Annotated in this window: 13 protein-coding genes; 5 read left to right on the top strand and 8 right to left on the bottom strand. The window is 58.3% G+C overall.

Annotated elements, in window-relative coordinates; all coding sequences use genetic code 11:
• The first annotated feature begins 5 nt into the window (after positions 1–5).
• Positions 6–1,373 carry a WS/DGAT/MGAT family O-acyltransferase gene (locus ACO06L_RS14905; RefSeq protein WP_202346348.1) on the top strand — a complete coding sequence of 456 codons (1,368 nt, stop codon included), beginning with the start codon at positions 6–8 and terminating at the stop codon, positions 1,371–1,373.
• A 10-nt stretch (positions 1,374–1,383) separates the two neighbouring features.
• Here the strand turns inward: ACO06L_RS14905 and ACO06L_RS14900 are convergent, their stop codons facing one another.
• Together ACO06L_RS14900 and ACO06L_RS14895 are read right to left on the bottom strand one after the other, a co-directional pair.
• Entirely contained in the window at positions 1,384–1,791 is a 408-nt protein-coding gene (locus tag ACO06L_RS14900) for an NINE protein (protein WP_202346347.1), read from the bottom strand.
• Positions 1,792–2,159: 368 nt separating this feature from the next.
• The gene (locus ACO06L_RS14895) at positions 2,160–3,266 is read right to left on the bottom strand and encodes a helix-turn-helix domain-containing protein (protein WP_202346346.1); all 1,107 of its coding nucleotides are present in this window, start codon (positions 3,264–3,266) and stop codon (positions 2,160–2,162) included.
• A 225-nt stretch (positions 3,267–3,491) separates the two neighbouring features.
• Here ACO06L_RS14895 and ACO06L_RS14890 point away from each other — a divergent pair, with 225 nt between their 5' ends.
• On the top strand, positions 3,492–4,397 hold the full coding sequence (locus tag ACO06L_RS14890; RefSeq protein ID WP_202346345.1) for a metal-dependent hydrolase: 906 nt from the start codon (positions 3,492–3,494) through the stop codon (positions 4,395–4,397).
• A 128-nt stretch (positions 4,398–4,525) separates the two neighbouring features.
• Here ACO06L_RS14890 and ACO06L_RS14885 read toward each other — a convergent pair whose 3' ends face one another.
• From ACO06L_RS14885 to ACO06L_RS14875, 3 genes are all read right to left on the bottom strand, one after another.
• Positions 4,526–5,311 carry a class II glutamine amidotransferase gene (locus ACO06L_RS14885; protein ID WP_202346344.1) on the bottom strand — a complete coding sequence of 262 codons (786 nt, stop codon included), beginning with the start codon at positions 5,309–5,311 and terminating at the stop codon, positions 4,526–4,528.
• A gap of 48 nt (positions 5,312–5,359) precedes the next feature.
• Positions 5,360–6,460: a GGDEF domain-containing protein gene (locus tag ACO06L_RS14880; protein WP_064229313.1), complete on the bottom strand. Its 1,101-nt coding sequence runs from the start codon at positions 6,458–6,460 to the stop codon at positions 5,360–5,362.
• Positions 6,461–6,561: 101 nt separating this feature from the next.
• Complete coding sequence (locus ACO06L_RS14875; RefSeq protein WP_202346343.1) at positions 6,562–7,377, bottom strand: SDR family NAD(P)-dependent oxidoreductase; 816 nt, start codon at positions 7,375–7,377, stop codon at positions 6,562–6,564.
• Positions 7,378–7,582: 205 nt separating this feature from the next.
• Here ACO06L_RS14875 and ACO06L_RS14870 point away from each other — a divergent pair, with 205 nt between their 5' ends.
• Together ACO06L_RS14870 and ACO06L_RS14865 are read left to right on the top strand one after the other, a co-directional pair.
• Entirely contained in the window at positions 7,583–8,041 is a 459-nt protein-coding gene (locus tag ACO06L_RS14870) for an NfeD family protein (protein WP_008176913.1), read from the top strand.
• 2 nt (positions 8,042–8,043) lie between these two features.
• Positions 8,044–9,078: an SPFH domain-containing protein gene (locus tag ACO06L_RS14865; protein WP_202346342.1), complete on the top strand. Its 1,035-nt coding sequence runs from the start codon at positions 8,044–8,046 to the stop codon at positions 9,076–9,078.
• A gap of 13 nt (positions 9,079–9,091) precedes the next feature.
• Here the strand turns inward: ACO06L_RS14865 and yfbR are convergent, their stop codons facing one another.
• The gene (yfbR, locus tag ACO06L_RS14860) at positions 9,092–9,685 is read right to left on the bottom strand and encodes a 5'-deoxynucleotidase (protein ID WP_202346341.1); all 594 of its coding nucleotides are present in this window, start codon (positions 9,683–9,685) and stop codon (positions 9,092–9,094) included.
• Between the two features lie 106 nt (positions 9,686–9,791).
• Between yfbR and ACO06L_RS14855 the strand changes: the two genes are divergently transcribed.
• Positions 9,792–10,616 (top strand): transporter substrate-binding domain-containing protein, encoded by an 825-nt coding sequence (locus ACO06L_RS14855; RefSeq protein ID WP_320407617.1) that lies wholly within the window; start codon positions 9,792–9,794, stop codon positions 10,614–10,616.
• A 2-nt stretch (positions 10,617–10,618) separates the two neighbouring features.
• On the opposite strand, the gene ACO06L_RS14850 is transcribed toward ACO06L_RS14855, so the two are convergent.
• Together ACO06L_RS14850 and ACO06L_RS14845 are read right to left on the bottom strand one after the other, a co-directional pair.
• The gene (locus tag ACO06L_RS14850) at positions 10,619–13,444 is read right to left on the bottom strand and encodes a DUF748 domain-containing protein (RefSeq protein ID WP_202346565.1); all 2,826 of its coding nucleotides are present in this window, start codon (positions 13,442–13,444) and stop codon (positions 10,619–10,621) included.
• Positions 13,445–13,523: 79 nt separating this feature from the next.
• Complete coding sequence (locus ACO06L_RS14845; protein ID WP_227715686.1) at positions 13,524–14,879, bottom strand: MHYT domain-containing protein; 1,356 nt, start codon at positions 14,877–14,879, stop codon at positions 13,524–13,526.
• Positions 14,880–15,038: the final 159 nt, after the last annotated feature.

The following is a 15,038-nucleotide window of genomic DNA, read 5'->3' as shown; positions in this document are numbered from 1 at the left end:
GCTCCGTGAAACCTCTTAGCCCTACGGATCAGCTTTTTCTCTGGCTGGAAAAGCGGCAGCAGCCCATGCACGTGGGCGGTCTTCAGCTGTTTTCTTTTCCCGATGACGCACCGGATGATTACGTCGCCCGGCTAGCCGACCGGCTCAGACAGTACACAAAGGTAACCCCGCCGTTTAACCAGCGTCTGGATTATCGTTTCGGCCAGCCGGTCTGGGTGGAAGACGAGCACCTGGATCTGGAACACCACTTCCGCTTCGAAGCGCTACCCACACCTGGGCGGGTCAGGGAACTCTTGTCGTTTGTCTCGGCGGAACATTCCCACCTGATGGACCGGGAACGTCCGCTGTGGGAATTTCATTTAATTGAGGGGCTGGGGGAGCGGCAGTTTGCGGTGTACATCAAGGTGCACCATGCCCTGGTGGACGGTGTATCGGCCATGCGGATGGTCACCCAGATGCTGTGCCAGGATACCGGCGAGCGGGACATGCCGCCGATCTGGGCCATGCCTCCCCGCCCGGCACGTGACAAGGATGATGGCGGCCCCTCCCTGTGGCGCAGTGTCAGCCATCTGCTGGGCGAATCCGGCAAGCAACTGGGCACCGTGCCCACCGTGGCCCGGGAACTGCTGCGAACCATCAACGACGCCCGCAAAGACCCGGCCTATTCCTCCATTTTTCACGCACCCCGCAGCATCCTGAACCAGAAGATCACCGGTTCCCGACGCTTCGCCGCGCAGTCCTATGAGCTCAGCCGGATAAAGGCGGTGTGTAAAATCTACGGAACCACGGTCAATGATGTGGTGATGGCCATGTGCGCCACCGCACTGCGCAGCTACCTGATGAATCAGGACGCCCTGCCGGAAAAGCCGTTGATCGCCATGGTGCCGGTGTCCCTGCGCAAGGATGACAGTTCCGGCGGCAACCAGGTCGGCGTAATCCTTGCCTCATTACACACCGATGTCACCAGCCCGGTGACACGACTGATGCAGATCCATGAGGACGTGAAAGCCGCCAAGGACCGCTACGCCGACATGTCCCCGGAAGAAATCATCAACTACACCGCCCTGACCCTGGCGCCGGCAGCGTTCAATCTGCTCACCGGCATGGCACCGAAATGGCAGACCTTCAACGTGGTGATTTCCAACGTCCCCGGACCGCGAGAGACTTGCTACTGGAACGGTGCCACGATGGACGGCATGTACCCGGTCTCCATCGCCATGGACCGCCTGGCCCTGAACATGACCCTGACCAGCTACGGCGACCAGGTGGAATTCGGCCTCATCGGCTGCCGCCGCACGCTACCCAGCCTGCAGCGGATGCTCGACTATCTGGAAGAGGCCCTGGTCGAACTGGAAACTGCCGCCGGCCTCTAGGCAAAACCGATCAACCGAACCGGCGCTCCTCGTTCCGGATGGAGATCTGGTTGTTCAGGGTCCAGAAGTCATACAGCACGCCGATCAGGAACAGGCCGCCGGTAAACAGGTAGATGATGCCGGTAACCCACTTGCCCATGTACATCCGATGAATCCCGAACACACCGAGGAAGGTCAGCAGGATCCAACTTATGTTGTAGCTGACCTCGCCTTCCCGGAACCTCAGGTCCGCCTCCCGGTCCATGGCCGGGATCAGGAATAAATCGATAATCCAGCCGATGAACAGCAGCCCCAGGGTAAAAAACCAGATGGTGCCGGTAACGGGTTTGCCGTAGTAAAACCGGTGCGAACCCAGGAATCCGAAGATCCAGAGCAGGTAGCCGATCAGCTTACTGTGGGTGTTTGGCCTTTGGGTCATGTTCGTTTTCATCCTTTTGGGTTGGTGTCCGGTTTCAATTATGGCCCTAGCCGGGTTGTTTTGGGGGCTGGCCGGGGGGAAGGAATATTTTCCCTCGGGAAAAACAACTCGCTTCGCTCAGACATCTTTTTCCTGTCGGGAAAATATTCCTTCCCCCCGTCCGTCGAACCATTGTGGCATAGGAAACGAAAAGCAAATTAAGACAGAGCAACAAAAAATTAAGACGGCAATCTCTTCTGTAAGCAGGGCGTGGGGTGGGGCATTATTTTTTCGGGGAAAAAGATGTCTGAGCGAAGCGAGTTGCTTTTTACCTGAAAAATTTATGCCCCGCCCTGCGACCACGCTCCAAACCAGGAGGCCCTAAAGAATCAGGGACCAACCTCAGGCGCCGGATCCGGACCACCCTCACGAAACTCGCTGGCCGACTTGCCGGTCCACTTGCGGAACGCCCGGCTGAAGTTGGAAAGGTCGGCATAGCCCAATTCGTAGGCAATCTCGCTGACCGATTGGTTGGTATACCGGAGCAACTGGATCGCCCGGTCTTTCAGCACCGCTTCGAGGATCTCCCGATAGCTGGTATCCCGGTCGGCCAGTCGGCGTTTCAGGGTTCGGGACGAGACGCAGAAACGTTCGGCCATGGCTTCCAGTGACGGCAACGGCCCGGGCATCATTCGGAGCATGTTGCGGATCGCCAGGACGATGTCACCCTGTTCCTTCAGGGCCTTCTGCAGCTCGAACTCGCACTGGTCACGGGCCATTCGGGAGGCTTCGGCATCGGCCAGGCGCATGCGCACGTCGAGAAGCTCCCGGGGGAACACCATCATTTCGTCGGGCTGGCCGTACTCGAACCGAACGGGAAGCTGGTCGGCAAACCGCTGGTAACAGGGCGGCTCCGGAGCGCTCAGGCGAACGGTGACACCCGGCAGTTTGCCGTCTTCCAGGGCAAAGCCGTGTTTGGCGGCGTCCTCGCGGTCCAGGAGTTGTTCGGTCAGCAGGATCAGGGTGGCGCTGACGGTCTCGGCCAGAAACGGATAGAGGCCGGGCACTTCGAATTCGGTGCAGAGTTTTACCAGCACCTGATCGCCCGCTTCGGACTGGCTCATGCTGAGGAAAGGCACTCTCAGATGCAGGTATCGGCGCACCGAATCCAGGGCATCGGCGAAAGTGGGGCTGGTGAGGGCCGCAAAGCCCAGGGTCCCGTGGATTGTCAGCCGCAACTCCCGGGCCAGCATAAAGCTGAGACCGTCCTGACCGGCCAGGTTCACTGCCCGCTTGGCCATGATGATGGCATCGGTGACAAACACCCGGCTGTCGTTGGACTTGAGATCGTCCGGGCTGACATCCAGGCCTTCATATAGCAGCCGGTCGTTATAGCCCAGTTGCCGGACGGTCTCGGCCAGAACCCGCAGGTAAGCGCCCGGCACCAGGAACAATCCCAGCATCTGCCGTTCTTTGTCCGGACCGTGTGCGCTCATTGGCAATCCTTATTATTGAGTTGGCTGTAGCACTTCAGCTGACTCTATCAGATGCCTCCCGCCGGAACAGTGGGGCCCGGCACACCCGGGTCGCCGTCAGCCTGGCCAATCAATTTCCGGCCCTTGTCCCATCCTGATCGACTGCCGTCCCCTTTGCGCATTCCTGCCAGACATTGACTGCCCCACACTGGAGCCATGACATCAGCCAGAGTGAGGAGTACACACATGCTGAGCAGCAAAACCGCAGAAAAGAAGACGGCTCCGGTCAACAGAGCCTCCAACACACCCGACAACGTCACCATCACAGCCCAGCGCATGGGCTTTGAGTTCGGTGAGCAGGTGCCGCGTTACTGGGTCGACAACAGCTACACCATCAGCCACATCATGAATGCGCTCTCGGTGCTGTTTCCTCAGGGCGAGCAGTTCTTCGTGGATTCGGTAAGAGCGTTCCGGGACCAGATCTCCGATCCCAAGCTGAAAGAGGAGATACGCGGGTTCATCGGCCAGGAGGCGATGCACTCCCTGGAGCACATCGCCATGAACCAGCACGTTCGTGACCAGGGCATGCCGGTGGAGGAACTGGAAAAACACCTGGAAGTGGTTCTGGGAATCGCAAAGAAACTGCCCAAACGCCACCAATTGGCCATCACCTGTGCTCTGGAGCACCTGACCGCCATGATGGCCGACATGCTGCTGGAGCGTGACGACGTGCGCCAGGACATGGATGAATCCATGCGCCCGCTGTGGGTCTGGCACGCGATTGAAGAAACCGAGCACAAGGCGGTTGCCTACGATGTATTCCAGGCGGCCGGCGGCACCTACGCCGAGAGAACCTTTTATCTCGCCTTCAGCACCGCCGCTCTGGGCGTGATGAGCACCTATTTTACCAGCCGGATGATGCTGAACGACCGCAAGAACTTTTCTTTGAAAGACACCGCCACGGGTCTCTGGCGCCTCTGGGGCGTAAACGGCACCTTCTCAAGCCTGATTCCCACATGGCTGGAGTACTTCAAACCCGGCTTCCATCCCTGGGATCACGACAACAGCGACCTGATTGCCCGTTTCAAGGAAGAAATCCAGGCGCATATTGCACCGCAGTATCAGAAGGGTAATCGCCGAACTCTGCAGTAATCTTCGGAGTTACGCGGACAAGCAGGTGGGGAGGCCTTTGTTCCGGGAAAAACAACTCGCTACGCTCAGACATCTTTTTCCCTGCACAAAGGCCTCCCCACCCACTCATCCGCTTGATCTGGCAGAGATCAGCAGCCCGCTTTGGCCACTCCGGATCGAATGACTTCTCCTTTCTTCCATAACCGCCATTCGCCCGGTTGGTAGACATCCCATTTTTCGTCGGTGGTCAGCGGTTCCGTCACAATTACACTGACAATGTCGTTGGGCGTGGTTTCCGATTCAAAGTCCACCGTTACATCGGCGTCTTTCAAACGGGCAGGACCAAACGGAGCCCGTCGGGTAATGCTGGCCATTTTGGTGGTGCAGTAGGTGAACAGCCAGTCGCCGTTACTCAGTAGGAGGTTGAAAACGCCCTGGCTGGCGTAGGCGACCGACAACCGGACCAGGCGGTCGATGATTTCATCGGTTCCGGTATTGCGGTCACAGTGCGTTCGTAGATGATTGAGGATATCGCAGAACAGGGCTTCGCTGTCGGTGGTTCCGACCGGCTCGTAGAACCCCGGATTTGAACGGAAGCTGGAAAGCTGGCCGTTGTGGGCGAACACCCAGTAGCGGCCCCAGAGTTCGCGCATGAAAGGGTGGGTGTTGGCCAGGCAGATGTCGCCGACGTTGGCCTGGCGAATGTGGCAGATGGCCACTTCGCTTTTGATCGGGTGGGTCTGGACCACTTCGGCGATTCGGGAATTGGCGCTGGCATCGGCATCGTGGAAGGCCCGCACGCCTTTGCCTTCGTAGAAGGCCACTCCCCAGCCGTCCTTGTGGGGGCCGGTCTGCCCACCCCGACGGGTCAGGCCGGTGAAACTGAAACACAGGTCGGTGGGCGTATTGGCGCTCATGGCCAGCAGTTCACACATGGGCTACTTCAATCTTGCAGGAGAATGACTGTCTCAAGAATACCGGAATCAGCCGGCTTCGACAGTCAGAATCTCAAGCTGACGGGGGTTATGGCCAGCCCCTACAACCCGATTCCGCCCCGCTCGCTTGCCACTGTATAGCCACCGATCGGCAACCCGGAACAGGCTTTCGGCCTCGCGACCATGGTCTGGCCACTGGGCAATCCCGAAGGAGGCGGTTACCCGGATGCGGGCATCGCCATAGGGCAGCTCCCGATCAGAGATCCGCTGGCGCAGCTCGTCCATCAGGACAAACGCATCGGCCGGCTTCACATCCCTCAGGATCAGGCCGAACTCCTCACCACCCAGGCGGCCGACAAAATCGGTGCTTCTCAGCCGTTCGGTCAGGCATCGGCTGATGTTCTTCAGAACAAAGTCTCCTGCCTCATGGCCCAGGGTGTCGTTAACGACCTTGAAGTGGTCAATGTCCATCACCACCAGGGCAAAACCGGCTCCACTGCGATCGCACTCGGCAATGGTGCGATTCAACGTACCCTGGAAGTTGCTGCGATTGGCGAGGCCGGTCAGTGCGTCAGTCTGGGCCATGTCCACCAGGCGCTGCTCGGACTCTTCGCGGCGCACCTCATACAGGTGAATGAAGGCCAGCATCAGTGCACCGCACAACACCATGTTGAGCAGATCGATCATCGCGTGGGGGCTGCCGACCTGACCAAGGTGAATGTAATAGATAACGCCCCCGACGAGCATGAAGGGTGCGCTGAGAATCATGCCTTCTTTCTTGCCAAGCAACAGGTAGGCGAGAACCGGCATCATCAGCACCCAGACGAAAGCGGACACCGAGGCTTCCGGTAACAGCATGATCACCAGGAAGAACGCGAACAAAGGCACCAGATAGGCATAGACCCACTGCTGCAGATGAGGAGTGGATTTCAGGCGCCAGACGCCGAAAAAAAGCAAAGTGCTGGCAAACAGCTCAGCAACCGCCACCCAGGGGTAGCCATTGAGAAACTGCAGGCAAGCAAAAATCACCAGAGCCGAGCCGGTGATCAGAAAAAGCAGCCGCATCAGCGAGCGGCGATGGCTGTCGCGCAGACCCGAGCGGCTCTGTTCCAGAGTGGCCCCCAGGTCAGAATGGTGAGGCGTATTCATGCTGACTCTTCCTTGGATCAGCTTCCGAGTATAGCCCCGAAAAACTGTTTGTAAAACGTACAGCGAGCCCAAGCTTCAGGCCCGCCGCACGCATCGAGTCTTCAGATATAGAGGTTCTTGCGGGAGAAACGCTCCACCAGCGGCTGGTAAGCAGAACCCAGCAGGCGGTTGATCGCGTCAATACCCCAGGCGTCCGGGCCTACCAGAATACGGGACTCATTCTTGAGGATGCCTTTTACAATGGTTTCTGCGGCTTTCTCGGGCGTGGTCATGGCGAGTTTATCGAAACCTTTACGCTGGGCGACCGCGTTCTCGGACTTGCCCATGCGCGCTGCATTGGCAATGTTGGTGCGGATGCCGCCAGGGTGCACGCAGCTTACTGCCACCGGCTGGTTCTCCAGCTTCATTTCCTGGCGCAGGGCTTCGGTGAATCCGCGCACCGCAAACTTGGCGGCGTTGTAGGCGCTCTGCTTGGGCACTCCGATCAGGCCAAACACACTGGACACGTTCACCACATGGCCATCGCCCGAGGCAATCAGATGGGGCAGGAACGCCCGTGTGCCGTGGGCAACGCCCCAGAAATCAATGTCCATGACCCATTTGAAGTCTTCGTCGGTCATCTCACGCACCGTGGCAGACAGGGCAACGCCCGCGTTGTTGATGACCAGATTGACCTGACCGAAATCTTTCACAACCTCCTCCGCATGGGCAAAGATCGCATCACGATCGGACACATCCAGCCGGTAGGTCTTTACATCGGCGCCTTCAAGCCCTTCCGCGGTTTCCGCAAGGCCTGCCTCATTGACGTCAGACAGCGCCAGCCGGCAGCCCCGGTCCGCCAGCGATTTGGCGAGCGCGCGGCCGATACCCGAACCGGCACCGGTAACAACGGCAACTTTGTTCTTCAGATTTTTCATGGTCACAGACCTCTTAATTGTAGGCACATCAATTAAAGCAGATACTCTAACAATTGCCTGCTTGCGGGATATGGCTTTAGTGAACCAGGCCACATGGCATTCCGGCCACCCTCTGACGCGGCACCCGGTTTCCGGTACAATCCCTTGCCGTTGGCCGGTGCACGACACCGGCCCTCTACCTCCCCCGAATCTGTGGATTTTCTGTATGGAATGGAGTCTTACGCATTTCTGGCTGATCCTGGCGCTGGTGCTGGGCCTGGCTGAACTGGCCTCAGGTGTCCTGTTACTTCTGGCCCTGGGCATTGCGGCCGCGCTGACCGCCTTGCTGGCCTTTCTGGGAGCACCATTCGAATGGCAGCTGGCCGGTATGGGGCTGTTCTCGGGAATTCTGGTACCTGTCGCCATTCGCTGGATCCGTCCGCGCTTCTCACCCAAAGGTGTGGCATATGGCACAACCGGTACCGGCGTTGAGCAAGGCCGGCGTTATCAGACCCTGAAGCGGGATTTCGATGGAGCCACGGGCATCAAGGTCAATGGTGATTTCTATCGCCTGCGAGTGACTGACACCGGAGAAACCGACCTTCCGGAAGGAACCGACGTCATTTTCAAACAGTTTGACGGCACGACCGCCGTTGTTGAGACGATCACACACAAGGAACAGTAAGCATGGAACAGTATCTTTCACCCGGACTGGTTATCAGTCTGATCGTAGTCGCCATTGGCATTTTCATCATTGCCAAGGGTCTGGTCATCGTGCGCCAGTCGGAGGTAATGGTGATTGAGCGCCTGGGGTCGTTCAACCGGATCCTCGAAAGCGGTGTGAACATCATTATTCCCTTCATCGAGCGCCCACGGCCGATCACCATGATCCGCTATGTACGCATGGGTGAGGATTATCATCCGGTGATGAGCGATGAAACCCGCATCGACCGCCGGGAAACGGTCATGGACTTTCCGGGACAGCCCGTGGTGACCACCGACAACGTGACGGTGAAGATCAACGGCGCCCTCTACTACCAGATCATCGACCCGCGCCGGGCCGTGTACGAAGTGGCCAACATGAGCCAGGCGGTGGAAGTGCTGGCCAAGACCACCCTGCGCTCGGTGGTCGGCAAGATGGAACTGGACAAGCTGTTTGAATCCCGCAGCGAGGTGAATAACGCGATCCAGGCCGAGATGGAAGAGGCCGCTTCCAAGTGGGGTGTAAAACTCACCCGGGTGGAGGTTCAGGACATCAGCATGCCGGAAGAAGTGGAAGAAGCCATGCGATTGCAGATGGCTGCGGAGCGCAAGCGCCGGGCCACGGTGACCGAGGCCGAGGGTGAAAAGTCAGCAGCCATCGCCATGGCCCAGGGCCAGCGGGAGTCCGCCATTCTCAACGCCCAGGGCGACAAGGAATCGGCCATTCTCCGCGCCCAGGGCGAACAGGAATCCATTCGATTGGTACTCAGTGCCATGGGTGACTCCGAGGAAAACAAACAGACGGTTATTGGCTACCTGCTGGGCCAGAGCTACATCAAGGTTCTGCCGAATATGGCGAAAGAGGGAGAGCGGGTGTTCGTGCCCTATGAATCCTCAGCGCTGCTGGGCTCCATGGGCATGTTCCGGGAACTGGCCGGCAACCCCGAGGACACCGTTCGCCAGCATTTGCAGCGCGATGGTCTGCGTGGCGGGCTCGTTGGATCTGCAGGTAACAGTTAAGCCCTGACAGCTTTCACCCCAGCAGGTTGTCCAGAGGTTGCTCGTAACTGGGGGCAAACACCTTCAGGAAATAGGCAACCTCTGGCAGTCCGTCTGCGTCCAACCGCTGGCGGATCTGCCGGGCGGCCGGCTCGAATTCCTTGTTGCCGGCGCGGATCTCCGCCTGGCACTTGAGCCACGCCGACAGCCTGTCGGCGGCCTTGATCAGTTCCTTGTCTTCTGCCGGTAGCTGCGATTCCCGAACGTAGGGTGAAAAATCCTCCCGCAGATCCTCCGGCAGCAGTGCCAACAATTCGGCCTCGGCCTTGTGCTCGATATCCCCGAACGCCTCACGCATCACCTTCGAATGGTATTTCACCGGTGTTGGCATATCGCCGGTAATTACTTCCGTCGCATCATGGTAGAGCGCTGCCGCCGCAATGCGGTCGGTGTTCACCTGGCCACCGAAATGCCGATTGCGGATTATCGCAAGGGCGTGGGCGAGGGTCGCCACCTCCCAGGAATGGGTGGCCACATTTTCCTCAATTGCATTTCGCATCAGCCCCCAACGCTTGATCCAGCGCAGGCGGGAAACATAGGCGAAAAAATGGCTGGCAACGCTACCCATCACTTACATACCTGTTTTGCATAGGTTCATAATCTTTTGCTTCAGGTGCACAAAATCCCCGTGCTATTCTGAATGCGTATTCATTTGTTACATAACCGGGGATACCGTGTCCACCAAAGCCCATATTCGGAAACTACTGGCCATCCTTGCTGCAGCTATTATGCTGGCAACGGCACCGGTTTATGCAAAAGAAACCGAAATCACTGTGGGCGTTTACCACTTTCCCCCAATCGCCAGTGTTGGCAACAGCGGTGAAGCCACAGGCCTGCTCGGAGACCTGCTGCAGGAACTCGAGCAAGCCCACCCAACGGTATCCTTCCGGGTCTTTCACACCTCACCCAAGCGACGATACCTGGATTTCGATGCCGGCCTCTACGACGTCATCTTCTTTGAAAGCCCCGACTGGGGCTGGACAGAGAAGGAGGTGGACATCAGCCGCCCGATCCTGGCCGACGAAGAACTGTATGTCGCTCTCAAGAAGCCCGGTAGAGATTCCTCATTCTTTGACGACCTGAAAAGCCGATCTATCGTCGCCATTTCAGGCTATCACTATGGTTTTACCGGGTATGAAACCGACAATTCCGTGCTGGAGCAGAGATTCAACATCGAGTTTTCCGACAGCCACACCCGTAACATCAAGCTGATCAAGGCAGACCGGCCGTCCGTTGCGGAGGTCGCCATCGTCAGCTACTCCTACCTGCAGCGGCACCTGGCCCGGCATCCGGAGGACTGGGACAAATTACTGATCTCAAATGAACCGGACCAGCGCTATCAGCTCAGCATCATCGCCCGCAAGGACGGGGCTGCGAGCGCAGACGAGATGCTGCGACTGCTGGCGCCGCTGGTGGACAACGGTCGATACCGGCAACTCGTTGAAAACTGGGGGCTGCAGTTGCCGGCCGGTTTTCTGACCGGTTTCGAGGCCCCCTGAATTCAACGAACATCCAGGTTGAACGCGACGACAACGTTACCCTCACCTCCCACTTCCGCATTGCGGGCTGGATCCAGCAGGAATAACTGATCCGCGGGTACCCCGTGGGTTTGCTGCAGGACATTGCGCAGGGTTATGCCTCGCGAGGACGCCAGGTTGCTCAACGCCTCTGGCGCCAGTGAGCGCTCACCGGCCAGGTAAGCTTCACGGGCCTCCTGCCATGCCTCCTCAGACAGTTCTTGCTTACCGCCGGCGGTCAGATCGTCCCGCAATAGCGCAAGTCCGTCTGCCTGGGGCTCAACGTTGCCCCGAATGTTCAGCAACAGGTCCGGCCGTTCCAGCAGCGCGTCTGCCAATGCCGCCAGCTTTTCCGCCTCGCCTTCAGCCAACTGGATACTGCCGGGAATAAAACTCACCTTGCCCAGCTCTTCACCACTCAGGCCGGCCAGTTCGGCAATCGATCCAAGCATACTGAACGGCGACGCCGCCGCTTTTGCCAGCAAGTTCACAAAGGCCCGCATCACCACCTGGCCAACCCTGAAGTCCGGGTCGGACAGGTCCCCACTGATGGGCAGGTCCACCTCGATCACGCCTTTGCTATCCCTCAAAAGGGCAAGACCCAGCTTGACCGGAGCATTGACGGCCTGATCGCTGGCTATGGCGGACCCCAGCTCAAGCCGATCCATCACCACCATATTGGTTGCATCAATTCGTGAGCCGGCAATTTCGTAATCCAAATTGAGATTCAGCTTGCCACTGTCCACGCCATAGCCCAGGTACCGTCCGAAATAAGGCGATAGCGCCGGCAGCGAAACATCCTGCATCATCAGCTGGAGGTCGCTGACGTCCTCGGTGCCGAGGGTACCAATGGTGCCTTCAAAGTCCAGATCGGCCACGCCGCCGACCCGGCCCCGGATGGAGACCTTACCCTGCTGCGGGGAAATGTTACTCAGCCCGGTAACGCTGCCATTCAGCTCATCAAACGACGTGGTGAAGGCCGGGTCCAGAGTTCGATCGGTGTATGCCAGTTGGCCATTTTCGAGCATCAGCTGGCCAATCCGGAAAATGAACTCCGGCTCGGAATCGCCCGCGCCCTGAGCGCCCGTTGCCGGCGCTTGTTCTTCGGCGGACCCGGTTGTCCTGGCAATACGCTCCACGTTATGGACACTGTCGGTATTTCGGACGATGTTGATAACCGGCTGTGCCAGGGTCACAGTGCCGATTTCCAGCCGAGCGGGATGGACGTTGTATTCAATCGGCGCCAGGCGCAGGGTTTGCCATGACACCAGAGATCCGGAACTGTCAGGCAGCTTCAGGTCAAGGCCGGCCACTTCCGCAGTACCGCTAAAGGTGCCGGTGAGAGGGTCCTGCTGACCGTCGAGATCCAGGTTGCCATCCAGCCCCAGAGTGCCGTTGGTTATGGCAAGATTGGCGCCTTCTTGAACGTAAGGCTCGAAGGCAGCCAGAGACACATCGCTACCGGAAATGGCAGCCTCCAACGTAAACGGCGTAGGGGTTACCTGGCCGTTCAGTGAAACTTGCCCGCCACTGGCCAGCCTTCCGGCCACCTTGTAGGTTACCGGCTCCTCAAGTTGATGGCTGAGTTCGCCAATTGAAACCGAGAGCTGTTCAAGGGCAATTTCAGCCGCAGTCTCCGGCTGACTGTCCTGCCAGAGAACCCGCCCTCCGGAGAGCGTGATACCCGCTACTGACCAACGGAACGGCTCGCCGCCGGAAGAAGCTTCGCCGTTGCTTGCAGCTTCACCGTCATCGGATGCCAGCGGCGCCAGCCAGTCGATCTCTCCGGTCGCACTCCGCGCCATGGCGAGATCCAGGTTGTCCAGAGAAACCTGGCCAATACGGACTTCCCGCCGGTTAAGGTCAAAACCGATGGCATCCACAAACAGCATGCCGTTGTTCAACCTGGCTTGTTCACTCTGCTCATCCAGGGCGACTGCGAGATTGTCGAGTTGCAGCTGACCATTGGTTGTCTCCAGGTAAAAGGCGTCACCGGCCTGGATTTCATAGTCTGAGCTGAGGGTGACGCTGCCACCACGCAGGTCATAGGGGAAAAACGGCGCGAGAAAATGGGCCAGGGTTTCATAACCCACGGCGGACACCTTGAGGGTACCGTTGGAGTAGAAGGGTGCGACACTCAGATCACCTTGCCACTCAATGGTCTGACTACCCAAAGCCGCCAGCAGGGAATAGTCGCTATCCTGTCCCTCCCGGCGCCAGGTGGCGAGGTCGTTCAGGGTCAGGTCCAGTGGGGTTATCCGAAACTCCGCCATTTCCTCTTTGGTGAAATCCCGAAACAGCATTTCGCCGCCGTTCAGCGCAATTTGCTCAAAATAGAGCCTGGGTGGACCAGAGTTTTCCTCCGTTTGCGCCGCGGCCGGCTCTTCCTGAGCAGACTCCGGATTGGCCGCCTGCCAGTCCCTGGCGAAATTAACGCTGTAGTCCTCCAGCAGATCCACCCGAACGTAAGGCTCGTCCAGTTGAATTGCTTCAAAACCGGCAATACCACGAACCAGCTGGAAAAAATTCATGTCCACCATCAGCCGATCAAAGGCAATTACTTGCTCGCCATCCGTGTCGGCCGCAGACAGGCCCAGTGCTTCGACCCGCAGGGTGAAGGGATTGGTACGGATATCGGTAATTTCTGCCTGCCAGCCCATCCGCTGGTCCAGCTGCTCCGGCACCAGCCGCTCCAGCCACCAGGGAAGAAGCAGGAAACCTGCCAGGGTGTACAAAATCAGAAGCGCCAGGAATCCAATCAACAGATTCCTGGACATGCGACTGCGCTTACGGCTCTGAGCCACGGACATCTCCTTATAAACGGCGGATTCCCGGGGCAATCTTGCCCACCTGCCTGTTCACAAGGATAGTCGGCCTGGTGCCATTTTGTCAGCTGTGGCGGTTATGACCCGGCAAAACCAGTTCCGGGTCAGAAACCATGTCTGTAAACTGGCCAATCTCGTTCAGGTCTCTCGGCACCATGGCTGCACGCATCAGCTTACGCGTCGAATTCCCAGTTATCGGATAAGCGGACTGGCCGGCGCGCCAGGTAACCGGCATCGACGGAGTCCCGATGCGCTCATCGATCTGCCGGAGCCGCTTGTACATGAACGCGTGCTGACTGTCCTCATGATCCGGCACCAGGGCGAAGAAGGCGCTGGCCGAGTACCGGGCCAGGAACACCTGTTCCGACATCTGATCCTGCAGTGCTGCACTGATTTCCCTGACCACCGCATTCAACGATTCGTCACCCATGCCAGTGGAAAGCTCACGGAAGTTGGCAATATCCAGATAAATCAGGGCAAACGGGTTGCCACCTGCGTTGTCCCGGGCAAGGATATCCAGCAGCCGTTGTTCCAGCGCTGAACGATTCGGCAGCCCGGTGACAGCATCGGTGAAAGCAAGTTCTGCCACCCGCTGGTCTTCTTCTGCCTTGAACACCGCAAGTTCACGCTGGTGTTTCACATCCCTGACAGTGACCACCAACGCGACAGCGAGCAGCGCAATACAGAAAACGGCCAGTGGTATGCCCATCCAGCCGCCTCGCAGACCATTGTCGGCCGCCGGTACAGCGCCTTCAGGGAAAGTCATCGCCATCATGCCGGTATAGTGCATGCCACAGATCGCAGCGGCCATGACCAGGGCTGCCACAAACTGAATGGCCAGGGATCGGGAACCATCCATGTGCTGCAACTTGCGGCAAAGGGCGAGTGCGGCCCCGGAAGCGACAATAGCAATCACGATGGAAACGATGAGAAATCCGATATTGAATGTCGGCGGCGCTGACATTCGCATCGCATACATTCCCAGGTAATGCATGACAACGATGCCACCGGCCATGGACAGCGTCGCACCGATGAACAGGGCCGCACCCAGACGGTCACGCCCGATGATGTGCAGTGCAACGCCGGAGGCAACCACAGCGGCAAGCCAGGAAATCGCCGTCATCAGGACATCGAACGACATTGCGACTTCCATCGGCATGGCCCGCATCCCGACAAAGTGCATGGTCCAGACACCCGTGCCCATCAACAAGGCGCCAGCGGACAGCCATTTTCGACGCTCGCTATCCTTGGCGTTGGTCAACCTGGCGCCAAAAAACAGGGCAGCGTATGCAGCCAGCACGGCGACCAGAAAGGACGCGACAACAAGGGGCAGATCGTATTCGGACATCATTTTTTTCAGACCTTTTATCAGTGTGTACGAACAGACCAGCTTTCCCCGTTGCTCGGTACTGACCTGCATCAACGTCCGGAGAAATACGAGTCAGCTGTGAACCGGGTCTCATTTTTTTGTTGGATTTATGTAAGCGATTCAGACATAAGCAGCGCTGACAGGCAGGCCTGAACCCGATATGCTTCGGAGTCGTATTTATCCCGTGCCAGTACAACTCGAACTAGAGGA

Origin of the sequence: Marinobacter sp., from assembly GCF_965229985.1 — a bacterium.
In the GTDB taxonomy this organism is placed as follows: domain Bacteria; phylum Pseudomonadota; class Gammaproteobacteria; order Pseudomonadales; family Oleiphilaceae; genus Marinobacter.
This window is presented reverse-complemented; position numbering and strand designations above follow the sequence as displayed.

What these genes read in the sequence shown, in the direction of transcription:
- ACO06L_RS14885 (WP_202346344.1), bottom strand. Translation starts at nt 5,311, where the DNA reads ATGTGTGAACTGCTGGCCATGAGCGCCAATACGCCCACCGACCTGTGT.
- yfbR (WP_202346341.1), bottom strand. Translation starts at nt 9,685, where the DNA reads ATGGGTAGCGTTGCCAGCCATTTTTTCGCCTATGTTTCCCGCCTGCGC.
- ACO06L_RS14845 (WP_227715686.1), bottom strand. Translation starts at nt 14,879, where the DNA reads ATGCAGGTCAGTACCGAGCAACGGGGAAAGCTGGTCTGTTCGTACACA.
- ACO06L_RS14900 (WP_202346347.1), bottom strand. Translation starts at nt 1,791, where the DNA reads ATGACCCAAAGGCCAAACACCCACAGTAAGCTGATCGGCTACCTGCTC.
- ACO06L_RS14895 (WP_202346346.1), bottom strand. Translation starts at nt 3,266, where the DNA reads ATGAGCGCACACGGTCCGGACAAAGAACGGCAGATGCTGGGATTGTTC.
- ACO06L_RS14850 (WP_202346565.1), bottom strand. Translation starts at nt 13,444, where the DNA reads ATGTCCGTGGCTCAGAGCCGTAAGCGCAGTCGCATGTCCAGGAATCTG.
- ACO06L_RS14875 (WP_202346343.1), bottom strand. Translation starts at nt 7,377, where the DNA reads ATGAAAAATCTGAAGAACAAAGTTGCCGTTGTTACCGGTGCCGGTTCG.
- ACO06L_RS14870 (WP_008176913.1), top strand. Translation starts at nt 7,583, where the DNA reads ATGGAATGGAGTCTTACGCATTTCTGGCTGATCCTGGCGCTGGTGCTG.
- ACO06L_RS14880 (WP_064229313.1), bottom strand. Translation starts at nt 6,460, where the DNA reads ATGAATACGCCTCACCATTCTGACCTGGGGGCCACTCTGGAACAGAGC.
- ACO06L_RS14865 (WP_202346342.1), top strand. Translation starts at nt 8,044, where the DNA reads ATGGAACAGTATCTTTCACCCGGACTGGTTATCAGTCTGATCGTAGTC.
- ACO06L_RS14890 (WP_202346345.1), top strand. Translation starts at nt 3,492, where the DNA reads ATGCTGAGCAGCAAAACCGCAGAAAAGAAGACGGCTCCGGTCAACAGA.